The 22,625-nt window shown below is 59.9% G+C and carries 19 protein-coding genes and 1 pseudogene; 12 read left to right on the plus strand and 8 right to left on the minus strand.

The genetic code is table 11. The annotated features are described in order from the left end of the window. The first annotated feature begins 211 nt into the window (after window positions 1–211). Entirely contained in the window at window positions 212–751 is a 540-nt protein-coding gene (locus FKG94_RS05005; protein WP_142903107.1) for a DUF2058 domain-containing protein, read from the plus strand. 178 nt (window positions 752–929) lie between these two features. Here FKG94_RS05005 and FKG94_RS05010 read toward each other — a convergent pair whose 3' ends face one another. Next, window positions 930–2,003, minus strand: a complete 1,074-nt coding sequence (locus FKG94_RS05010) for an AraC family transcriptional regulator (protein WP_142903108.1) — start codon at window positions 2,001–2,003, stop codon at window positions 930–932. A 260-nt stretch (window positions 2,004–2,263) separates the two neighbouring features. Between FKG94_RS05010 and FKG94_RS05015 the strand changes: the two genes are divergently transcribed. Further along, window positions 2,264–3,031: a transposase gene (locus FKG94_RS05015; protein WP_246124960.1), complete on the plus strand. Its 768-nt coding sequence runs from the start codon at window positions 2,264–2,266 to the stop codon at window positions 3,029–3,031. Window positions 3,032–3,040: 9 nt separating this feature from the next. Here FKG94_RS05015 and FKG94_RS05020 read toward each other — a convergent pair whose 3' ends face one another. Further along, window positions 3,041–3,925, minus strand: a complete 885-nt coding sequence (locus FKG94_RS05020) for an alpha/beta fold hydrolase (protein ID WP_142903109.1) — start codon at window positions 3,923–3,925, stop codon at window positions 3,041–3,043. 170 nt (window positions 3,926–4,095) lie between these two features. Between FKG94_RS05020 and FKG94_RS05025 the strand changes: the two genes are divergently transcribed. From FKG94_RS05025 to FKG94_RS05035, 3 genes are all read left to right on the plus strand, one after another. Further along, window positions 4,096–5,754 carry a caspase family protein gene (locus FKG94_RS05025; RefSeq protein ID WP_142903110.1) on the plus strand — a complete coding sequence of 553 codons (1,659 nt, stop codon included), beginning with the start codon at window positions 4,096–4,098 and terminating at the stop codon, window positions 5,752–5,754. 427 nt (window positions 5,755–6,181) lie between these two features. Next, entirely contained in the window at window positions 6,182–7,672 is a 1,491-nt protein-coding gene (locus FKG94_RS05030) for an autotransporter outer membrane beta-barrel domain-containing protein (RefSeq protein WP_179957494.1), read from the plus strand. A gap of 254 nt (window positions 7,673–7,926) precedes the next feature. Then, window positions 7,927–11,748, plus strand: a complete 3,822-nt coding sequence (locus FKG94_RS05035) for a fibronectin type III domain-containing protein (protein ID WP_142903112.1) — start codon at window positions 7,927–7,929, stop codon at window positions 11,746–11,748. A 291-nt stretch (window positions 11,749–12,039) separates the two neighbouring features. Here the strand turns inward: FKG94_RS05035 and FKG94_RS05040 are convergent, their stop codons facing one another. Together FKG94_RS05040 and FKG94_RS05045 are read right to left on the minus strand one after the other, a co-directional pair. After that, window positions 12,040–12,516: a peroxiredoxin gene (locus FKG94_RS05040; protein WP_142903113.1), complete on the minus strand. Its 477-nt coding sequence runs from the start codon at window positions 12,514–12,516 to the stop codon at window positions 12,040–12,042. Window positions 12,517–12,780: 264 nt separating this feature from the next. Further along, the gene (locus FKG94_RS05045; protein ID WP_142903114.1) at window positions 12,781–13,008 is read right to left on the minus strand and encodes a 4-diphosphocytidyl-2C-methyl-D-erythritol kinase; all 228 of its coding nucleotides are present in this window, start codon (window positions 13,006–13,008) and stop codon (window positions 12,781–12,783) included. A 233-nt stretch (window positions 13,009–13,241) separates the two neighbouring features. Between FKG94_RS05045 and FKG94_RS05050 the strand changes: the two are divergent. The 4 genes and pseudogenes from FKG94_RS05050 to FKG94_RS05065 all read left to right on the plus strand — a co-directional run. Then, window positions 13,242–13,550 (plus strand): annotated as a pseudogene (locus FKG94_RS05050) (MerR family DNA-binding protein); the annotation flags it as partial. A gap of 216 nt (window positions 13,551–13,766) precedes the next feature. Beyond that, a protein-coding gene (gene prfB, locus FKG94_RS05055) for a peptide chain release factor 2 (RefSeq protein WP_142903116.1) occupies window positions 13,767–14,862 on the plus strand; the annotation gives its coding sequence in 2 pieces (ribosomal slippage) (window positions 13,767–13,838 and window positions 13,840–14,862; 1,095 coding nt in all). A gap of 41 nt (window positions 14,863–14,903) precedes the next feature. After that, window positions 14,904–16,403: a lysine--tRNA ligase gene (gene lysS, locus FKG94_RS05060; protein WP_142903117.1), complete on the plus strand. Its 1,500-nt coding sequence runs from the start codon at window positions 14,904–14,906 to the stop codon at window positions 16,401–16,403. A gap of 86 nt (window positions 16,404–16,489) precedes the next feature. After that, on the plus strand, window positions 16,490–16,783 hold the full coding sequence (locus FKG94_RS05065) for an acetyltransferase (RefSeq protein ID WP_218943446.1): 294 nt from the start codon (window positions 16,490–16,492) through the stop codon (window positions 16,781–16,783). Between the two features lie 233 nt (window positions 16,784–17,016). Here FKG94_RS05065 and FKG94_RS05070 read toward each other — a convergent pair whose 3' ends face one another. Beyond that, window positions 17,017–17,343 carry a hypothetical protein gene (locus FKG94_RS05070; RefSeq protein WP_142903118.1) on the minus strand — a complete coding sequence of 109 codons (327 nt, stop codon included), beginning with the start codon at window positions 17,341–17,343 and terminating at the stop codon, window positions 17,017–17,019. A gap of 163 nt (window positions 17,344–17,506) precedes the next feature. On the opposite strand from FKG94_RS05070, the gene ung reads away from it, so the two are divergent. After that, the gene (ung, locus tag FKG94_RS05075) at window positions 17,507–18,208 is read left to right on the plus strand and encodes a uracil-DNA glycosylase (protein WP_142903119.1); all 702 of its coding nucleotides are present in this window, start codon (window positions 17,507–17,509) and stop codon (window positions 18,206–18,208) included. Between the two features lie 75 nt (window positions 18,209–18,283). Here ung and FKG94_RS05080 read toward each other — a convergent pair whose 3' ends face one another. Together FKG94_RS05080 and ygfZ are read right to left on the minus strand one after the other, a co-directional pair. Next, window positions 18,284–19,120, minus strand: a complete 837-nt coding sequence (locus FKG94_RS05080; RefSeq protein WP_142903120.1) for an HDOD domain-containing protein — start codon at window positions 19,118–19,120, stop codon at window positions 18,284–18,286. Between the two features lie 47 nt (window positions 19,121–19,167). Further along, on the minus strand, window positions 19,168–20,193 hold the full coding sequence (ygfZ, locus tag FKG94_RS05085; protein WP_142903121.1) for a CAF17-like 4Fe-4S cluster assembly/insertion protein YgfZ: 1,026 nt from the start codon (window positions 20,191–20,193) through the stop codon (window positions 19,168–19,170). A gap of 126 nt (window positions 20,194–20,319) precedes the next feature. Here ygfZ and FKG94_RS05090 point away from each other — a divergent pair, with 126 nt between their 5' ends. Further along, window positions 20,320–20,556 (plus strand): FAD assembly factor SdhE, encoded by a 237-nt coding sequence (locus FKG94_RS05090; RefSeq protein WP_142903122.1) that lies wholly within the window; start codon window positions 20,320–20,322, stop codon window positions 20,554–20,556. After that, entirely contained in the window at window positions 20,540–20,971 is a 432-nt protein-coding gene (locus FKG94_RS05095) for a protein YgfX (protein ID WP_142903123.1), read from the plus strand. Before FKG94_RS05090 ends, FKG94_RS05095 begins: the two co-directional genes overlap by 17 nt. Here the strand turns inward: FKG94_RS05095 and nadB are convergent. Further along, the gene (gene nadB, locus FKG94_RS05100) at window positions 20,968–22,590 is read right to left on the minus strand and encodes an L-aspartate oxidase (RefSeq protein ID WP_142903124.1); all 1,623 of its coding nucleotides are present in this window, start codon (window positions 22,588–22,590) and stop codon (window positions 20,968–20,970) included. The genes FKG94_RS05095 and nadB overlap by 4 nt on opposite strands. Window positions 22,591–22,625 lie beyond the last annotated feature (35 nt).

Here is a 22,625-nt window from a genome sequence, read left to right on the forward strand (position 1 = left end):
TGGGTGCGCCTGTGCGTGTAAGGAAGCGTAAGGTGGCGCTGGCCCGCGGTTGCCTTTCAAGCTTAAAATAGCGGCTCGGTGCAAATGGTGCTTGCTTCAGGCGGCCTACTCTTGATACTTAAGCAAAAGCGTGCCAAGTGACCGGTCTGGCTCCGGCTGGGGCACAAATGATAGGGCGTACAGAAGGTAGAGAAATAGGCGGGAGGTGAAGGTGAGTTCACTACAGGATCAATTACTGAAAGCGGGCCTGGTGGATAAAAAGAAAGCGGCCAAGGTCAGCAAGGACAAACGTAAAAGCGAAAAACTGCAGCGCAAGACCAAGCAGGTGCAGGTGGACGCCAGCAAGGTCCGGGCGCAACAGGTCAGAGCGGAGAAGGCGGAAAAAGACCGCCAGCTAAACCAGCAGAGACAGCTTGAGGCCGAGCAAAAAGCCGTCGCGGCGCAAATCCGCCAGTTGATAACCATGAACCGGATTGCGCGCGATGGCGCCGACAGCGATTACAACTTTACCGACGGCAAGACCATCAAGACCCTGCGGGTGTCGGACCTGATGGCGCGACAACTTGCCCACGGCTACCTGGCAATTGTCAAACTCGACGACAATTATGCAGTGGTGCCGGCGGCGGTGGCCGAGAAAATCGATCAGCGTGACGCCTCGTACATCGTTTTGCGCAATCAACGCGAAGCGACACCCGAGGACGAGAATGACCCCTACGCAGACTACAAAATTCCCGACGACCTGATGTGGTGACCGGCGGCCCGGTGTCCCGGCAGGTAGCCAACGATGCCGTCAATAGTCCGGTACCCTCCGGTACACGACCAAACCGACACGGTGAGCAACCTGCAGACGCCGCGGGCGGGTCCATCGACGGCGGGTCAGGGCCGGTTGCTGATCAGACCGACTGCCCAGGTGTTGCGGGGCCAACTGATCACACGGGCGGTTCAGTTTTCGATGTCGCCCGGGCCCGCACGCTGCCGGGCGATTTGCCAAACCACCGGCGACAGACCCGACCGAAGTTGGCGGGGTCGCGATAGCCGACCCGGGCGCCGATATCGGCAATCGGGATTTTGGTTGCGGTTAACAGATAGTCGACCCGTTCTTTCACCACCTCGTCGCGCAGCGCCTGATAGGACGTCTGTGCCCGTTTCAGGCGCCGGATCAGGGTGCGGTTGGTAATATGCAGGTGCGCCGCCACCTCGCTTGCCGACGGAATACGGTTGTACTGATCGCCGCCGGGATGCCGGTCCAGCGCCTCTCTGATCAGGCGCTTGACGGTGTGTCGGGTTGTGTCTCCCGCCTCCCGGCTGGTCAGCAGGGCCGCGCATTCGGCCAGCGATGTCTGCCACATCAGAGGGTCGTGCAGCGGACTGGCCAGGTCGGCCCACTGCGCCGGTATGATCAGCTCATTGACTCCCGCCGCAAACGCCACCGGGCAGTGAAACCACTGGCCGTAGAGGTCGCCGTAGCTGGGTTTGGGGTAGCGAAAGCGCAGCTTTGCCGCCTGTATCGGGCTCTCGGTAAACGTCTCCACATACGTTTGGGCCACCTGCATGACCATTTCCATCAGGGTTGGTTCAAGGGCATCCAGGGGCAGGGTGGAGACGCTGTGCAGGTGCAGTAAGTCGCCGTCAATGCGTGACTCGGTGGCGATAAAAGCGGTCCTGATACTCAGATATTTATCCCAGATACCGATACCGTCGCGCAGCGTCGGGGCGCTGACTGCTGCGATACCGAGCGGGCCCAGGGTGTTGAGACTGATACGGCTGCCGAACTTCAGCGCCCAGGCGGGGTCGCCGCTGGTCGCCGCGTAGTTGGCCATTACCTGTAACTGCTGATTCAGGGTGACATGGGTGGCAGTCTTGAGGTTGTCCAGGTCGAGCCCGGTGCCCTCCAGCAATTTGTCGCCGCCGGGGTCGCCTTTGGCCAGCAGGCGCACATAAACAGCCGGTACTTGTGTCTGCAGCAGGTCTTGCGGCAAGTGGAGAAACGCGTCGAGTTGCATTGGCGGCTTTGCCTGTCACTTAGTGACCAGTATCATGTCACAGCGGTGCCGGTGAGGTCCATCTGTTCGATGCCGGTTGTCTGTACCTGCGGTCTTTCGGTATTCTAGGGATTGTTGACGGCGCCCTACAGAACAGCGTCGCTATGGTGGTATTTCCTTATCGGCCTTGCTAACCGGTTGTAGTGAAAGGAATATTTGAAACAATAACAGTTCCTTAGGCAGGCTCGAGCGAAGACTTATAAAACAGGGTGTTAGACAGCATGGCTCGGTTACCGAGACTGAATTTGATTGATGTGCCGCAACATATCGTACAGACGGGGCACAACCGCCTCGCCTGTTTTTTTGACGATGAAGACTATGATTTCTATTTAAAAAGCCTGCACGTGGCAGCGCAGCAGTACCAGGTTCAGATTCATGCCTATGTGCTGCTGCAGAATATGGTTCAGGTGATCGCCACGCCCAAGGTGCCGGCGGGTATATCCTCGATGATGCAATCCCTGGGCCGACGCTATGTGCAGTATGTCAATCATCGCTATCAGCGCAGTGGCACCCTGTGGGGAGGTCGCTACAAGAGCAGCCTTATCGACTCCGACGCGTTTCTGCTCTCCTGCTATCGCTATGTGGAGCTGCGCCCTTTCAGCCTGGGGCTGGTGGAGGATTTGAGCGAGTATCCCTGGTCGAGTTTTGCCCATCATTCCGGCGCCGCCAATAACGAGCTGATTACCGATCACCGGCTGTACCTGGAGCTGGGTGAGAGCCGGGAGGACCGCTGTAACGCCTATAATCAACTGTTTCGCTACAGCTTTGACAGCCGGCTGCAGGACTACATCGCCGAAACTATCGGTATGGGACAGATTCTCGGCGGTGACAAATTCAAGGACGAGATCGAGCGTATCGCCAACCAACGCGTGCGGCCCCTGCGGCGCGGGCGCCCCAAAAAAAGCCATAAAGGCAGTGGGGGCGGTACGGACTCTGACGTCGATAAGTCCGCCAAGCCGGCCCTGGGCGGCACCGTTAACGCGGATTGAAGCGCCGGCTTACCCTTCTCGCATTGATGCTTTTACAGCCTCGATTTGCTGCAGTATCCGAGGCCACTCCTCCACCCAACAGCAGCGGTGATCGTAGCGTGGATAAATAGCGGGTGTCGTTGCGGTGTGTTGAAAGAAGCGGCGGGTGGCGGCCAGCGGCACGTTCTGATCGCGACCGCCGACCAGGTGCAACTGCCGCACGCCGGCCGGAGGTTCGACAGCGGCGGGATTCACTGAGGTGCGCAGCGGCAGATAACCGTGAAATGCGGTCCAGCCCTCGATATCCAGATTGCTGGCGACTGTGACCACCAGATCAGCGCAGGGCAGTTGGCGGGCGCCGAGCAGGGCGATGACGCCGCCGCCGCTGTAGCCGATCAGTACCAGTCGATGGTTCTCGCAATAATCTCCCAGCACACTCATCATGCTGTCAATGACGGGTTCGGCATAGCGGCCGTCGGTCCAGTAGGTTGTCTCGCAGTGGGGATCGTCGGTGCCGAAGTAACAGGGCCGGCCGAGGTAGATGGCGCGCCCGCTGTCCAGCGACATCAGGTGCAGGGCCAGCGGGTAGCGCGGCGTGGGATCGTCGTTTATGTGCCGGTGATTGATCCAGGGAATGCCATCGCCCTCGATATAGACATGCAGCCAGCCGCCGCCGGTCGCCGGTTGGCGGGCCGCTGCGGCTGCGGGCTGGAGGCGCTCCACCACCAGGTGGCGAAACGGTTTTCCGGCACGGTAGCCAACCGCATCCGCAGGCGCCAGAGACTCGAAGTCAGGCAGCATGGGTGCCTGGCAACCGGCTGCCGCAAGCGCCGCCAGGCAGGGTATCAACTTGGCTAAAAATCGATCTATGAGGGCTAAACCACGGGTAATAATATGACCAATCCGTATTAACATTGTCGCCCAAAAGAGACTCGTGTCATGAAATTTCACTATCTATAATTATATAATTGCTTGTTAGCATGACTTATAAGAATATCGCAAGCAGTTATAACGGCGGCGTTTAACGACTGTTCGCATGATTTAAACGCATCAACATACCACCTTGCCAATGAAGACGACAGAGTATGCGTAGACTATTGAACCGAGCTGATAATGATCTGGTGTGCAAATCCCGGCGCGTGTTACTGGCGGCGGGCTGTGCGTTAACGGGTACTTTACTGGCGTCCTGCACCGCCAACGCCCCCACGACGGCCGGTGCCGAGCCCATCAACCCGGTCGCCGATCTGCATGTCGTCGACTGCCTGTTGCCGGGCCAGGTGCGTATGCTGGGCAATACATCCTATATCACGCCGCGCCGCCCCACCCGGACCACGGCGGCCGACTGTCGCACCCGCGGCGGTGAGTACGTGGCCTATGACCGCGCCGATTATAAAACCGCGTTATCGGTCTGGATGCCCGCCGCCGACAAGGGCGACGCCGAGGCCCAGACCAATGTCGGTGAAATTTTCGAACGGGGTTTGGGCGGCGAGCCGAATTATGAGGCGGCCTTGATCTGGTACCGCAAGGCGGCCGAACAGGGCAATACCCGGGCGCAGTACAATCTTGGCACGCTCTACGAACAGGGCCACGGTGTCGAGAAGAGCCAGGTGGAAGCCTTGAACTGGTACCGCAAAGCCTGGGGTCTGCCGCCGGACAACCTGATTTTCCAGTCCGCTGCGGCCAAGGCGCAAAGTTCGCTGCGCGCCGATCTGCAGCGGCAGATAAACCAGAAGGACGCCCAGATCAAAGCGCTGCAAAACCAGATCGAGCGGCTGCAGAGCAAGCTGCAGTCGCAACAGGTCGACACCGGCGTGCAGGAGGAGCTGCAATCGCTGCAGGACTTGGTGGCGCAGTTGGAGAACGAGCGCCGGCAGAATGTGCAAAAAGTCGCGGCGCTGCCGAAGTTCCGCCAGCCGGTTAAAGCGTCTGCCACCCGCACAGCGTCGTTAACCGGTAAGGCGCTCTCTGCCCAGGGCATGAACTTCGGTAAATACCATGCCCTGGTGATCGGCAACGAAAGCTACCAGATGCTGGACAACCTCGATACCTCGCGGCTCGATGCGCAGCGGGCGGCCAATCTTCTGCGCGATAAGTACGGGTTCTCCGTACGCACCCTGATCAACGCCGACAACATCCAGGTTATGAAAGCCATCAATGAGCTGAATGACTTGCTGACCGAGGAGGATAACCTCGTTATCTTTTACGCCGGGCACGGCAGCCGCGTGCAGACGGGGGACTTCGTCTCCGGCTACTGGTTACCGACCAACGCCGAGCCGCCGCCCACCGATACGTTTTGGGTCTCCAACGAATTTGTCACCCGACACCTGGCGCGGATGAAAGCCAAACGGGTGCTGGTGGTGGCCGACTCCTGTTACGCGGGCCTGTTGTCTTCTGCGCCGGGTTACCTGTTTATGGGCGAAGACGTGCAGTTCAATGCCGACTATGTGCGCTACAAGCTGCCGCGGCGCTCGCGCCTGTTGTTGTCCTCCGGCGGTGATTATCCCGTGTTGGACAACGCCGGGCAGGGGCACTCGGTGTTTGCCCGCGCGCTGCTGGACGAATTGGAGAGCAATGATGTGGTGCTGTCGGGCCCCGAACTCTTTTTGCGGATTCGCGACCGGGTTAAAGCCGGTGCGGCTGCCATCGGCGTGAAACAGGAACCGGAATTCAAAGCGATCAAGGGCGCCGGGCACGAAGTGGGCGACTTCTTTTTTGTTCCTCAGGATGGCATCGCCAGTCGTTGAGGGCTATCGAAAAAACTAATAATCTGCGACAAGACTGGCGACTTTTTTATAAAGCTGAAGGCTCTCGATAACGCTGAGGGCTCTTGATAACGCTGAAGGCTCTTGATAACGCTGAGGGCTCTTGATAACGCTGAGGGCTCTCGATAACGCTGAAGGCTCTCGATAACGCTGAAGGCTCTCGATAACGCTGAAGGCTCTCGATAACGCTGAAGGCTCTCGATAACGCTGAGGGCTTTTTATAGAGGGCTCTTGATAAAGCTAAAGGCTTTTATAGAGCTGAGGGCTTTTTATAGCGCTAAAGGCTTTTCATAGAGCTGAGGGCTTTTCATAGAGCTGAGGGCTCTCGATAAAACAAAAAAAATTTTTATTAGGCCGGGAACTCCCGGCCAGCTGACGTATTTAATAATCAACACGGATGAACAATATCATGCGTATTTTACCTGACAGATTTTTGGGGTGTTTGGGTGTGGTGTCCCTGCTCGGTGCGGCGTCTCCGGGGTTTGCCGATTTAGCCGATCTGGCCGGCGATTTTCAGACCGAGTTGGAGGAGCTGGCGGCGGTCACCAACCAACAGGTCTATGAAAACCTGCTGGCGCAGGGGTGTGAAGATACCCAGCGGGAAGCGGACAGTGAGGGTTGCGGCGGCCAGACGTTTGTGTTGTTTACCAATGTGCGTGAGCTGGTGCACACCGCCAATGAAATCTTGGGCAGTGGTCCCACCCAGTTCAGTTTGGGGGTGAATCTCGAAGAACTCGGCTTTGCCCTGCGCTGGACTGCGGCGGAAGAGTTCGCCGCCCAGGGCTCCCTTTCCAGCGGTTTTGTCAATGGCCAGTTGTCCGGCCTGGCCGGGCGTATCACGGCGCTGCGGCGCGGCGCGCGCGGTTTTGTGGTTAATTTTAACGGCGCGGAGGATGTTCTGGTGGCCGGTTCTGCGCAGCGGCTCGGCGCCGGTGCGAGTGCCGACGATGGAGCTGGTCTCAACGATCGATGGAGTCAATGGGGCGGTTTTTTAAACGGTTCCTTTCTCTACGGTGAGAAGGCGCCCACGGAGCTGGAAAATGCCTTTGATTTCGACGGTCAGGATATCAACGGCGGTATCGACTATCGCATCTCCGCCCATTGGGTCGCGGGCGCGGTCTTCGGTTACCAGGAGCAGGAGGTGGACTTCGACTCCCGCCGCAGTATCGTCGACGGCGGCATCACCATGGAGGGCTTTTCGATCATGCCGTTTGTGCTCTACCAGAGCGACCGCTGGTACTTTAGCGGCTCCGCCGGTTACCAGTCTCTCGAGTTCGATACCGAACGCAGTATCCGGTACCCGTCGTTGAATCCGGATTCCGAAAGCGTCGATACCCTTGCCGTCAGCACCGCCGATGCCGAGGTGTTTTCGATGTATGCCACCGCCGGCTACAGCTGGCGTTTGCATGAGCAACTCCGGCTCGAACCCTACCTGTCCCTGGAGTATCAGGACATTACGGTGGATAAATACCGCGAGCGGGATATTTTTAACGACGGCTTCGATTTTATTGTGCCGGAGCAGAATATCGATTCCTTTGAAACCGTGCTCGGCGCCAAGGCGCAGTTTCTGTTCAGCAATACCTGGGGTGTTCTCAACCCCTATCTGGACCTCCAGTGGCGCCATCAAATGGAGGACGACGCCCGCAATATCCGCGCCCTTTACGCCAGTGCCGACGGCCTTGGTGACGCCGAGTCGTTTGTGATTCCCACCGACGTGCCCGACAGTGAGTACTACATGTACACCCTGGGGCTGGCGGCAGTGCTGCGCGGCGCCGCCGAGGGCGGTGGCGGCGGTCCCGCGGCAGGCGGTATCCAGGCATTTCTTAACTGGCGGTTCATTGACGGCCTGGACAACTATGAACAAGATGTCATTGCGCTGGGTGTCCGCTACGAATTTTAGGAAAAGCTGCACAGTTTGAAGGTGGCTACCTCAGTGGAACTGCCTTAAGTCTATTTGCATCGGTCTATCGATCGGTGCCCCGCAGTCGCATCGAACTTGATTAGGCGTACTGAAGGCTCCAGCCAGTGCCAGACCGATCAATTAGCACATATTCGCTGAGGGCAGTGCCACTAGTGGTTACCCCTTTCGGGTTGGGCCGTGGTCTGGGTCCGGTTACCGGTTTTGTAACGATGGGATTTTGGGGAGCTTAGACCATGAACGGATATGTAAAATCCGGTCTCTTGTGTATCGGGTTACTGCTTGGCAGTTGCGGCGGCGGCAGCGACGTCGGTGATCAGAGCGATGCGGCGCCCAGCGCGCGGGCGCTTGCCCTCGGCCTCGGGGAGGGCGGCGCCGACAATACCTACTCTGTACGCGCCGGTTCCGAAGTATTGCTCAGCGGCAAAGACAGCGACGGGGTAGACGATCCGCTGCTCGCGTTCACCTGGGAACAGACCGATGCCGGCAGCCTTGCGGTCGCCCTGTTCGAACGCAGCCGCAACAGCCGCGCTTTTACGGCGCCCGATGTCACTACCGAAACCCAGTTGCAGTTTCGCTTGACCGTCGAAGACGCCGACGGTCGCACCGCCACGGATACGGTCACTATCAATGTCTTGCCGATAGCGGATGTAAACCGGTTTTTGCTGGACCCCAGTGTCAATGAGACACTTCACCTGGTGGTGGCCCCGCCACCCGGCGCAGCCGTGGCGGCGGATTTACCGTTTACCCTGAATATAATCACCCTTGCACACTGGACTGATCGCAACGGCCGGGACAACAGCCTGGCCCTGCGGACAGACCGCTTTGACGGCTTGCTGGAGGCAGGGTACACCGGTCCCGGCGAGGTGCTGGACATTGCCAATCCTGCCTTCAAGTGGCGCATACCGCTGCTGGACGCCGATGACATCAACGTGAATTTCCAGGGCGAGGAGCGCAGCCGGCGCCTGGAGCTGGAGCTGGTCGAGATGGCGCGCCTGGAATTTCAGGTGGAATTCGTGCCCGCCGGTGCCGGTTTGGTGAGTGTCTACGCCGCGGCCGAAGGTAACGGCGGTTTTACCCAAATCGATGCCGTCGATATCCTGGCGGCGGGCCAGGACCCCGGTGTCTTTCCCGCCGATGGCGCCATTGCCGGTGTCGGGGCCAATCTCTTCAATGTCAGTCTGGATCACGAACGGGTGCGCCAGGCCCTTGCTGTCGAGTCGAAATTGACGGCGCAGAATTACTACGACTGTATCGATCCCGAGGGCCATGCCACCACACTTGACGGCTGGTTGCGTCACACCGGCTTCGTCGACGCGGGCGGCGCCCCGGTGGCGGGTCTGGATGTCGCCAGCGCCAAATATGTCAATAATTTCGATTTGGGCTTCGGGCGCGATATGTCGCTGCGCCAGGCCGAAGACGGCAGTGTCTACTCCTACGTGGTCAACCACCCGACCCTGGAGGCGATGGTGCAGGGCAGCGGTGAATTCGCCACCGTGGTGATGGAATACTCGGCGGCGCCGACGGGTAACTGCGGTGACGGCACTTTTTCCGACAGCGAAAAAATTGTCAAGTTTTACGCCTACGTACCCGATACGACTACCGGTGAAATGGTGCGGGCCCCCACCATGAATTTCGACGGTCGCGGTGAGCGTCCGGTCCCCGGCGTCTGCACCGCCTGCCATGACGGCGGTATCAATACCACGGCGCTGAATCAAACGGCGTTGGCCGACATCGCGGCTACGGCCGCGAATTTGTCGGCCAGCTTTATGCCGTGGGATTTGGACGCCTTCCTGTATACCGAGGCGGCCGATACGCAACTGATGGACCCCGTCTACGACGGCGGGTCTTTCGCCCCGGAGCAGACCTGGCGTTACAGCCGCGAGAACCAACTACAGGCGTTTCGCAAACTCAACGAGGGCACGCTGGCGACCTATATCGACGATCGCAAACGCTTTGAAGAGCCGATTCGCCTGATTCATGGCTGGTACGGCAACAGCGACGCCTTGCCGCCACCGCTGGCCGACCCCGAAGCGCGCAATGATCCCGCCGTACCCAGCCCGCTGGAGAGCGTCGCTGCCGCGATTTTGACCACGCTACCCACCGATGCGTTTGACGGCGATTTTATTCAGCCGGGTTGGGCACAGGAGCCGGCGCTTTACACCGACGTGTTTGCCCGTTACTGCCGCCTGTGCCACGCGCAGCAGGATAATCTGGCGATCAACTTCGACAGCTATGAGGAGTTTATCGAGTCGCCGTTGCTGGTGAGTTATGTCTACGAACAGGGTGTGATGCCGATGTCAAGGCTGACGCTGGATCGTTTCTGGCTGCCATTCTATGGCGTCGGTGAGGGCGTCGGTGAGGGCGTCGGTGAGGGCGTCGGTGAGTCCGCGGCGCAGGTGTTGCGCGCGCACTTGCAAGACGCTGGGGTCGAGGTGGGCGACACGCTGCCGGGCGAGCCGGTGCCGCGCCTGTCGCTGTCCAATCTGGCGGTCACCAGCCCGGGGGAGGTTATCGAACTGGATGCCAGTGGCAGCCTGTTTGCCGACCTCTACGCCTGGTCTGTGGACAGCGACTGCGGCAGCTTTCCCGCCATTGAAGGCGCCGGGGAGATCAAGGCCGCGTTTGTGGCCACCGACTCCCCCTGCGATTACAGCGTGTCGCTGGCGGTGACCAACGATCGCTCCACACAACAGGCGACCCGCATCGTCAGTGTCGATCAAACACCGGTGGCGGTGAGTTTTGCAGCGGCGCTTGCCGATTACACCCCGGGCGACAGCCAAGTGACCATCGATATACTGGCGCAGGTTGTCGAGCGTGGCGACGGCGGGGTGAGCCTGGTGGTAAACAATCCCGATCCCCCTTATGAACTCGCGCCCAACGGCAATGTCACCGATATCGGCGACGGCACCGTGAGCTTTTCGTTTCCGGCCCTGGGCGGCGCCACTGACACGTTTGAATTCAAGGTCGAGGATGCGGATGGGTCGGTGTCCCCCAACACCGGGGTGGTGTCCGTCGACATCGCACCGATTATACCGGCCATGCAGAGCCCCGCGGATATTACGGCGAGCAGCGTTACTCTGGGTTGGACCGTGCCGGACGGCTTTGAAGCTGATCTTTACCAGGTCTATCGCGATGGCCCGACACTGGACGGATCATTTGAATTACAGGGCAGCACGGGCGAACTGTCTTATACCGATTTGGGTTTGCAGACAGGTAGCGTTTACGAATACCGCGTGCGCGCCGAACTCGCTGGCGGCAGCGGCACAGAGCTGTCTGAATTTTCAGATGTCGTCAACGTATCCACGGAGGATGGCGTGCCGACCGGATTGGCACTGGTCGGAGGAACGCTTCGCACCACCCGCCTGCGGCTGAGCTGGAAGCCCGGTGTCGGCGTTGGCGTGCCGAACAGCTACGATGTCTACAGAGACGGCGTCATCGTCGGTGATGATGTGACCTCGTTGGCCTATACCGATGTGGGGCTGGTGCCGAACACCACCTACAGCTATGCGGTACGGGCCAATTTCGGTGCTGTGGAATCAGCGCTGTCGCAACCCCTGCAACTGACCACCCGCACCGCGGCGCCCACCGCCGTGCAGGTTTCCAATCGAACCACCAGCTCGCTGACCGTCAGTTGGCAGGACAACCTCAATGGCGGTGAGCCCTCTTATCAGCTTTTGAATAACGGCGGCACCATCGGCAGCAGCACCACCGCTAACTCGATTACACTGCAGGGATTGGATTCCGACACAGCGTTCGCGTTTTCTGTCAGGGCGAAGGGTATCGGCGGCAAGAACACGGCTGTTTCGACGCCGCCGGTGCCGGGCAGAACCCGGGTCTCCTACGCCGATGATATCGTGCCGCAAGTCGTCGACAATATAGGCTGTCTGGGTTGCCACACACAGAACGAGGCGAGAACGCATCTGGAGGGGGCGGGCTGTCTGACCAACAATTACGATCTGGGGGACTGCCCGAAGGGCGGTATGATCGGCTTGACAATAACACCGGCGCAGCGTCAGTTGATTCTCCGCTGGCGCAGTGACGGCACACCGAACTGACCGCTCCTCGTGCGCGCCGATAGCCAGCCGATGCCCGGGGCACACGCCTCGACTCTCACAAACGAGTCCGGCCCGAATGGCATTCGCTGGAGGCGCCTACTTTTGGTGGTCGCGACAGCATCCCTGCTGTCGAGAGTCTCTGAAAGCCCTCTCCAGAGGCAGACCTAACTAAGGCATTCTTTATCGAAACCGATCCCCACCCTTGAGTCTCGGGGAAACCGGAGTGCCAGGTTTCCGCTCGGGGCGGGGCCGGTGTGCCCCAATAGAACTCAAAGCCTGGGGCGAGGCTACTTAAAGCGCTTTCAGTACCGCCTCGGCGCTGCTGACTTCAAAACCCTGCTCGTCGACATTCAACAGTTCCACCACCCCATCGTTGGCAATCATGGCGAAGCGTTTGCTGCGGGTGCCCATTTGAAAACCGCTGGCGTCCAGCTCCAGCCCCAGGGCTTTGGTGAACTCGCCGTTGCCGTCGGCGAGCATGGTCAGGTGCTCGGCATTTTGCGCCTGGCCCCAGGCGCCCATGACGAAGACATCGTTAACCGACATACAGATAATGCTGTCCACACCCTTGGCCTTGATGGCGTCGGCCTGCACCACGAAGCCGGGCAGGTGAGCGGCCGAGCAGGTGGGCGTATAGGCACCGGGCACGGCAAATAAAACCACCTTTTTACCCGCAAACAATGCTTCGGTGGAAACGTCCTCGGGGCCTTCGGCGCCCATGACTTTGAGTGTTACGTTGGGAATCTTGTCACCGACCTGAATAGTCATTTGAAAAATCCTTGCTGTTGTTGGGGGAATATGGCGGGCAGACGCAGGGCCTCGCCGCGCTCCAGACCTGTGGGGTAACGCTGCCGGCGCAATGCCGGCAGCATCGGAATTGTGTTGTAAATCAGAGAGCAAGGCAATGGTGAAAGAGAACCCCGTCGCGCTTTTCTGCGCGGGTAAAAACTCACCCGTCTGCGGCGAGGCCCAGTGGGTCAGGCGTGGTTGCGGGCGAAAGGGCGGGCGAGGGTGCGCCGGCAATCGGGCCGGTCAGGACCAGCCCATCGCCGCGCGGATACGTTCGATGTAGATATATTCCGCCTTGCCGGTATCCGGGTGTAGCTCGTGGCGAAAATTATGGTGATCGATGGTAGAACCGAGGTACTCCCAACACTTGCCTTCATTGACGCAAAGTGCGTTGCCGCCGTTGAGCGGCTGGTTGGCCAGGGCTTCCCACATCTGTGGCCACTCGGGGTGGCCTGAATCGAGATATTCCATCGGTTTTGTCCCCCGTTAGAAAGAACAACTCAGTGGCTTATTGTCGTTTGTTAACTTTGAATGTCAATACCCTTTCTTAACTTATTGAAATAAAAGAAAAATATGTGTTTTAAGTCACATTTTCTAGTGCTTGTGCAAAAACAGGGGTACAAGATATGGTGCTTTTACAGGCGGCTTGACATTCCATTGGCTGGAAGCTTTAGAGTAAAAGCCGTTTGCGGAGGAGTGTCCCCATGCATATCAGCGAAGCCGCCAGGCGCAGTGGCCTGTCCGCCAAGACCATTCGCTATTACGAAAGTATTGCGTTAATCGAAACAGCCGCCCGGGGCGACAACGGCTACCGGGATTACAGCGATATCCAACTCGACACCCTGTGCTTCCTGCAGCGAGCCCGGGCCACCGGCTTCAGCCTCGATGAATGTCGCCAGCGCCTCGGGCTCTATCGGGACACCGGCCGTCACAGCGCCCACGTCAAGGCCATGGTGTTGGAGAAGGTGGCCCGGGTGGATGCACAATTGCGCGAGCTGCGGGTGATGCGTGGCACGCTGGTGGCCGCCACCGCGATTGAAGTCTGCTCGGAGGGCTCCACTCCGATAGCGGCAGACCTGATGACCCGCGCCCGCGCGCCGGGTAACTAGCGACCCAGCGACCCGGCAACTCGGCGACATAGAGGCCCGGCGGTGCCCGGGTAGCTAGTGTTCCCACCCCGGCTGGGGTAAAATTCGCGCCTTCTCAAAACCTCATCATTGAATATTTTTATGGAAATCAATCCCATAGTGAATAACCTCAAAGACCTCGAGGAGCGCACCGACGTTCTTAGGGGGTATCTTTGACTATGCCGGCAAGTGCGACCGGCTCACCGAAGTCGAACTGGAGTTAGCTGAGCCCGCCGTCTGGGATCGGCCGGAGCGGGCCCAGGAGTTGGGCCGCGAGCGCGCCGCCCTGGAAACCGTGGTAAAAACCATCGACGACCTCGACCAGGGCATTGCCGATTGTCGCGAACTGCTGGAGCTGGCGGTGGAGGAGAACGATGCCGACAGTGTTGCAGAAGTGGAAGTGGAGATCGAGGGGCTGGCCCAGCGGCTGGCGGTGCTGGAGTTTCGCCGCATGTTTGCCGGCGAAATGGACCCCAACAATGCCTATCTGGATATTCAATCCGGCTCCGGCGGCACCGAGGCCCAGGACTGGGCGGAAATGATACTGCGTATGTACCTGCGCTGGGGTGATGCCAAAGGGTTTAAAACCACTCTCGAGGAGGTGTCGCCGGGCGAAGTGGCGGGGATCAAAAGTGCCACCGTTCGTTTCGAAGGCGAGTACGCTTTCGGCTGGTTGCGTACCGAAACCGGTGTGCACCGCCTGGTGCGCAAGTCGCCGTTTGATTCCGGCAACCGCCGCCATACGTCGTTCAGCTCTGTGTTCGTATCGCCCGAGATCGACGACAACATTGAAATCGAGATCAACAAGGCCGAGGTGCGCGAGGATACCTACCGCGCCAGCGGCGCCGGTGGTCAGCACGTCAACAAGACGGACTCGGCCGTGCGTCTGACCCACGAACCGAGCGGTATCGTGGCCCAGTGCCAGAGCGAGCGCTCCCAGCACCAGAACCGCGACAAGGCCTGGAAGATGCTGCGCGCCAAACTCTACGAGCAGGAGATGCTCAAACGCAACGCGGAGAAACAGGCGCTGGAGGACAACAAGGCGGATATCGGCTGGGGCAGCCAGATTCGCTCCTACGTTTTGGACGACCAGCGTATCAAGGATCTGCGCACCCATGTGCAGACCAGCAACTGCCAGGCGGTGCTGGACGGGGATTTGGACCCGTTTATCGAAGCCAGTTTAAAGGCCGGCCTGTAAATCCCGCAGGGCGCGCCGAACACCAATCAGGATTGCACAGTATGAGTAACGAGCAACAGCCGCAGGATGAAAACAAGCTTATTGCCGAGCGCCGCGCAAAGCTGGCGGCGCTGCGCGAGACGGGCCCGGCGTTTCCCAATGACTTTCGACCCCGGCACCGCGCCCAGGCCCTGCAGGAGCGCTACGGTGCCAGTGGCAAGGAAGAGCTGGAGGCACTTGGTGAAGTCGTCAGCGTGGCCGGGCGGGTTGTTCGCAGCCGCGGGGCTTTTATGGTGATCCAGGATGTGAGCGGCCAGATACAGCTGTATGTGACCAAGGCCGCGCGCCCGTTTGCCAAGTCGCTGGACCTCGGCGATATCATCGGCGTCAGGGGTGTGTTGCACAAGTCGGGCAAGGGGGACCTCTATGTCAACCTGGATGAGTATCAGTTGCTGACCAAGTCGCTGCGACCGCTGCCGGACAAGTTCCACGGGCTCGCCGACCAGGAGCTGCGTTACCGCCAGCGCTATGTGGACCTGATCGCCAATCCGCAAGTGCGCGAGACGTTTATCGTGCGCTCGCAGGTGGTGGATTTCATGCGCCGCTATCTGAATGAGCGCGAGTTCCTGGAAGTGGAGACGCCGATGTTGCAGGCGATTCCCGGCGGCGCGACAGCGCGGCCCTTCGTCACCCATCACAATGCGCTGGACCTGGATATGTACCTGCGCATCGCCCCGGAACTCTATCTCAAGCGCCTGGTGGTGGGCGGTTTTGATCGCGTATACGAAATCAACCGCAACTTTCGCAACGAGGGCCTGTCGACGCGCCACAATCCCGAATTCACCATGCTGGAGTTCTATCAGGCCTACGCCGATTACAACGACCTTATGGACCTGACTGAGGACATGCTACGCAGTCTGTGCCGCGAGGTGCTCGGTGCCACCGAGGTGGCCAGTACGGTTAAAAACGACGGCGGCGAAGTGATCCAGGAAACCCGTTATGACTTCGGCAAACCGTTCCGGCGCCTGAGTGTGTTTGAGTCGATTCTGCAGTTCAATACTGATATCACGGCGGCTGCGCTGGCCGATGAGGCCGGCGCCCGGCAGATAGCGGAGCACCTGGATATCCCGCTGAAAGACGGCTGGGGATTGGGCAAGGTGCAGATCGAAATTTTCGAGAAAACCGTCGAACACCGGCTCGACGATCCCACGTTTATCACCGCATACCCGACCGAGGTCTCGCCGCTGGCGCGCCGCAATGATGATAACCCCTTTGTCACCGATCGCTTCGAGTTCTTTGTCGGCGGTCGCGAGATAGCCAACGGTTTTTCGGAATTAAACGACGCCGAGGACCAGGCCGAGCGGTTTCGCCGCCAGGTGTCCGAGAAGGACGCCGGCGACGCCGAGGCCATGCATTACGACGCCGATTACGTGCGGGCACTGGAGTATGGGCTGCCGCCTACGGCGGGGGAGGGTATCGGTATCGACCGCCTGGTGATGCTGCTGACCGATTCGCCCTCGATTCGCGATGTGCTGTTGTTTCCGCATATGCGACCGGAGTAGTTATCGCATTTGGTGCCAAGCGCCCATGCACCGGGCGGTGCCTGCGGGACTATACTTAGCGGGCAATACTAAGGAGGATCGCAGCCATGTTGATGCAACTCAAAGGCCAGAGCCACCTGGTGGAAATCGTGGATTTACAGGCGTTGATCAATCCCTATGAAGCACACGTCACGGGGCGCCTGCAGTGGGGGGAAGAGGAACAGGACGCGGAGCCCGTCGACAAGCAGGCACTGTGTTTTCTCTCCGGTGAGGCGCTGCCCCGTTGTTGGGTGGACAGTCACTATCGGGAAAATACCGGTGTGACCGAGCCGGCGGTCGCAGCGGGGGAGATTGCCGCCGAACTGCGCTTCAACGACACTCAGGTGCCTTCGATCTATTAGGGGCCGGTGTGTTGGGTGTCCGTGCCCCGCCCCAAAGGTGATTCAGGGTACCCCCACCGGTGGCACGGTGCGGGGACGTAACTTCAGTTGCGTCCCCTTAGGATGGTGCCACTCCCCTTTCTTCGAAGCACTTGTCGGGTGTACTGCGGCGGCCTGCACATCTCTCCAGTAGGCTACTGCAGCAACGCACAGTTCTCATCAACAATAGGCGTTTGCGGCGAATGCCATTCGGGTCATGGCAGCTTTCTGATAAGCTGTGCCCGCAACACGGGATCATCGCCGTTGAAGCTATCGTCTCCGGTAAGCTCGCGCTCGTGGGAGAACACAAAGTTGAAATCGCAGGTGTGTTTCGCCTCCTCAAAATGTTCGAGGCCGGCGGGGCCGCCAGTATCACCGGCGATGCGCCAGTCTCTGACAAATACTTTGTCGTCGGTGACCCGTGTCACCACCACGCCCTCGCTAAAGGCCGGTTCGCTGCCAACATGTTCGTCTTCAAAATTGTCGCGGTAAACAGCATCTTTCAGGCCGTAGCTGCCGACGGCCAGGGGTGTGGCTTGCATGATCTCTCTCCCTTACTGGTGGCATCCTCCATAGTAGCAGCTTAGCTCGAGTGCGGGTTTTTTGACCGGACTCGATTCCCGCGTCAAACGCCAGTATGATGTCGCTTTTCTGTAACTCTTGCGCAAATTGCACCTAACTTTCATACAACTCAGGCCAGCCACAATGACAGACAACGGCGCCGCCATTCAGCTTCACCCGTCCTGGTTGGAGCGTTTGGGCGATCAGTTCGAGCAACCTTATATGCAGACGCTGAAGCAGTTTCTGGTGGCGGAAAAGCAGCAGGGCAAGATCATCTATCCCCCGGGCAGCCTGATCTTCAACGCCCTGAACTCGACACCCTTTGACCGTGTCAAGGTTGTGATTCTGGGGCAGGACCCCTACCACGGCCCCAACCAGGCCCACGGTCTGTGTTTCTCGGTGATGCCGGGGGTGCCGTTTCCGCCGTCGCTGTTGAATATCTTCAAAGAAATCCAGCAGGACCTGGGTATTGCGCTGCCCAACCACGGCAGCCTGCAATCCTGGGCCGATCAAGGGGTGTTGCTGTTGAATGCGACTCTGACGGTGCAGCAGGCGCGGGCCGGTTCCCACCAGGGCCGGGGTTGGGAGCAGTTTACCGACCGGGTGATTCAATTGGTCAATGACCAGCGCGAGGGGGTGGTGTTTTTGCTCTGGGGCAGTTATGCGCAGAAAAAGGGCCAGTTTATCGATGGCAACAAGCATTTGGTGCTGAAGTCACCCCATCCCTCGCCCCTGTCGGCCCACCGTGGTTTTTTTGGCAACCGCCATTTCAGTCGCACGAATGAGTACCTACAGCAGCAGGGGCAGGCGCCTATCGATTGGCAGTTGCCGGTTGTCGGGGCTTGATCCGAGAGTGATTTAGGGCACCTCCTCCTGTGGTACGGTGCGGGGGGAGGGGAGGTGTCGCTGCGGTCTGGTGGGTTACTGCAACAACGCCATCGCAGCTTCCATCTCGTCGCTCAGGTCTTCCCCCTCGGCAAACTGCATATCGGGGTCCAGCCCCAGACGGCCAAACGACAACACCTGCTCGTAGTCAACCTTTGCCAGCGGATGCTCGCTGCCCATATAGCTCTGCAGCGCCGCCACGGTCACGATATCGGCATAGTCGGCGGCGTCGCCCTGGCGGGTGAAATTCAAATACTCGGCGGGCACGTTGCGCAGCTCCTCGGGAAACTCCCAATGCTGCAAAATCTTCTCTCCGATACCCGGGTGCAATGAGTGAATCACCCGATCCAGGGTAATGCTGTCTTTCAGCAGCGATGCATGTTCCTCGGCGTAAGTCAGAATCGGCAGGATGCCGATCTGGTGAACCAGGCCCGCCAGCATCGCCTGATCCGGCCGCAGGCGCGTATAGTGACGGCACAAGACGTGACAGATGCCGGCGATCTCGCTGGAGCGGCTCCAGACCTCGCGCATGCGGGTGTCGACAATATCGGAGGTGGCCTGAAACATCTGCTCCATGGCCAGCCCGGTGGCCAGATTGCAGGTATATTCGACGCCCAGGCGCATCAGCGCCATTTTCAAATTCTCGATTTCCCGCGACGCGCGCAACAGCGGGCTATTGGCCACCTTGATAATACGCGCAGTCAGGGCGGCGTCATTGCCGATAACCTCCGCCATCTGCTCGAGACTGGCGTTTGCATCCTCGGCCACCTCCCGCACGCGCAGGGCGACCTCCGGCAGGGTCGGCAACACCAGTTGATCGCTTTCGATGGCGGTGACAATCTCCGTGCGAACCGTCTCGACAACTCGCTCCATAGGACGCTCCCCCGGCAGATGAGAAAAATATCAGGCGCTGTTGCTAGTTATTTAGTTATAGCATAGGGGAGCGATAACACCTCCAGCGGTTGCTGCCTTTGCGCATCCAGATACATCTGGCCACTGCTTGCCGCCTCACTTGTGCAAACGCTGAGCAGCTCGATGTTTGTTTCCTCCGCGAGGGCGGAAAACACGACATTGCCCACACTCTGGCGGGCCCCGGCTGCAAAGATTTCACTGCCGGGTGCCGGCGGCGAGGCGCTGCCGGCTGTCATCCGCAGGCGGTACATATGCCGTTTGAGCTTGCCCCGGTACTGCATGCGGGCCACCACCTCCTGGCCGGTATAACAGCCCTTGGTGAAGCTGATGCCGCCGATGGCCTGGTAGTTGAGCAACTGGGGTATAAAAGCTTCGCTGGCGTCGCCGCGCACCTGGCCGATACCGGCGCGAATATCGAGCAGGTCCCAATAGCCGGTCTCCCGCAGGCGGCAGCGGGCCAGCAGCGGCACCAGCACATCGGCAGCGGTCTCGCCATTGAGCCAGCACTCGAAGCGGTCCTCGCCCACCCGGATGACGGCGCCCCGATCGTTTGGTACCAGGGTATCGACCGTCTCGGGAAGTGCGCCGCAAACCTCGCTCAACACGGCGCCGGCGCCGGCACCGCACAGGCCGATGATGCAGGCGTCGGCAGCACTGTGCAGCGCCGCTTTTGAAAACACGATGTATTTTCCCAGTGACTGCTGCAGGGGTTCCAGCGTGCTGTGATGCAGGCGCAGGGTGCAGGTGTCGGCGCCGGTGGCGGCGATACGAAAGTCGGCGATCATCCGGCCTTTGTGGTTGCAGTGGGCGCCCAGACCGCTGGTGTCCGTCCCGAGTGCATCCACATCACAGGTCAACTGGCCCTGCAGGAATTTGCGGCTGTCCGGGCCGCTGACCTGCAGCAGCCGCTGGTGGCTCAATACCGCCAGTTGCGGTGCCTGTGGGCCGGGATCGGGTTGCCCGGTGAATGTCAACGCCTGGTCGGCGTGCCACTGGCCGCCGGCGGCGGTCAGAAAGTCCTGCCAATTGCTCATAACGTTCAACTACCGATTCGAACACGGCTGGCTATCATAGGCGCAGCCATAGCGGTTGACCATACTTCGTGGGGAAAATATCCGCCATCGGTTATACTGGTGCTTTTGTACGCCGAGAGGTCGCAGATGGAAAAGAACCGGTTGTTGTGGGGAAGTCGGCGCGGGATGTTGGAACTGGATTTGCTACTGCTGCCGTTCGTGGAAAATACCTATCCGGGCCTGGCCCAGGCGGACAAAGAGCGCTATTGGAAACTGCTGGGCTGCGAAGACCAGGATATGTTCAGTTGGTTTTTGCACCGGCAGGAGCCCGAGGACCCGGAATTGCAAAGGATTGTCAATCTGATTCGTGATAGTCACGCCTGAAAACACCGCAAACAGCCATACCCGTCTCGCCATAACCCTGCAGCCGTCGCGGCAGTTGGTATACTACGCCGTTGCCTGTCACCTGTTGGCCATCACCGCGCTGTTACTGGCGGCGCTGCCCTGGCTGCTGGTAAGCGTGGCGGCGCCGGCGCTGGGCTGGCATCTGTGCCACTGGCTGCGGCGCCATCGGCGACGGTTACCCAGCGCCCTCTACTGCGAGGGCGAACGTTGGTCTGTGGATATCGATCGGCGCAACTATTCGCTGACACTCGCCGGCGAGCAGGTGATCTGGCCGTGGTTGATCATAATGCGGGGGCGACTCGCAACGCGGCGCGCCTGCGTGCTGGTGTTGCCGCCGGATGCCGCCGACCCCGACGATTTGCGACGCCTGCGGGTGCGGCTGCGCGCGACTTAACCGGCGTTGACGATAATGTCCTGGGCGGCAAAATTGGTGGGCACCAGAATCGTGTCGCGGGCGACGGCGGCGCGCCCTGGGTAGTCGAGCGAATAGTGCAGGCCGCGGCTCTCGCGCCTCTGCATGGCCGAGCGGATGATCAGCTCGGCCACCATCGCCAGGTTGCGCAGCTCAATCAAATCGTTGCCCACCTTGTAGTTGCTGTAGTATTCGGCAATTTCCTTTTGCAACAGCTTGATTCTGTGCGTCGCCCGCTCCAGGCGCTTGCGAGTGCGCACGATGCCCACGTAGTCCCACATAAAACGACGCAGCTCGTCCCAGTTATGTGAAATGACCACGTCTTCATCGGAGTTGGTGACCCGCGACTCGTCCCACGCCGGCGCGCTGCCCCGCAGTTGCACGTGATCGAGGGTGGCAGAGATATGCCGGGCCGCCGCCTGGGCGTAGACGATGCACTCGAGCAGCGAGTTGCTGGCCATGCGGTTGGCGCCGTGCAGGCCGGTAAACGATGTCTCGCCGATGGCGTAGAGCTGTTCCAGATCGGTGCGCCCGTTGGTGTCCACCACCACGCCGCCGCAGGTATAGTGGGCGGCCGGCACTACCGGGATCGGATCGCGGGTGATGTCGATGCCGAACGCCAGGCAGCGCTGCTTGACCGTGGGAAAATGCTCGGTGATAAAGGCGGGGGATTTGTGGCTGATATCGAGGTACAGGCAATCGCTGCCGAGGCGTTTCATTTCGTGGTCGATGGCGCGGGCGACGACATCCCGGGGCGCCAGTTCGCCGCGCTCGTCGAAGCGGTCCATAAAGCGGCTGCCGTCGGGTAGTTTCAGATAAGCGCCCTCGCCGCGCAGAGCTTCGGTAATCAGAAAGGACTTGGCTTTCGGGTGATACAGGCAGGTGGGGTGAAACTGGTTAAATTCCATATTCGCCACCCGGCAGCCGGCCCGCCAGGCCATGGCGATACCGTCGCCACTGGCGCCGTCGGGGTTGCTGGTATACAGATAAACCTTGCTGGCGCCGCCGGTGGCCAGGACCACGGCCCGGGCTTGAAAAACGTCGACCTGGTCCCGGCTCCTGTTATAGACATAGGCGCCGGCACAGCGTATCTTGCGGCTGTCGGTGTCGGCCTGGGTGATCAGATCGAGGGCGATATGGTGTTCGAACAGGGCGATGTTTTGGTGTTGCCGCACCTGCTCGATCAGGGTGCTGTGCACGGCGCGGCCGGTGGCATCGGCACTGTGGATAACGCGCCGGTGGCTGTGGCCGCCCTCTTTAGTCAAATGGTAGTCGTCGCGACCGCTGGCGCGGGTGAAATCCACGCCCTGGTCGATTAACCATTGGATCGCCTGTTTGCTGCGCTCCACCGTAAACCGAACGGTGTCGCGATGACACAGACCGGCGCCCGCGTTGAGGGTGTCGTCGACGTGGGCGTCGATGGAGTCCTTATCGTCCAGAACCGCGGCGATACCGCCCTGGGCGAACCAGGTGGAGCCCTCGTTGAGGGAGGCTTTGCTGAGCACACAGACCCGTGCCTCGGCGGCCAGGTGCAGTGCCAGGGTCAGCCCGGCGGCGCCGCTGCCGATGACGAGAACGTCGTATTGCGGGTGATTGGACATGATAGGCAGGCGACCTCCCCTGAGGTGATTCGCGA

Source organism: Exilibacterium tricleocarpae, from assembly GCF_007004655.1.
Taxonomy (GTDB): Bacteria; Pseudomonadota; Gammaproteobacteria; order Pseudomonadales; family Cellvibrionaceae; genus Exilibacterium; species Exilibacterium tricleocarpae.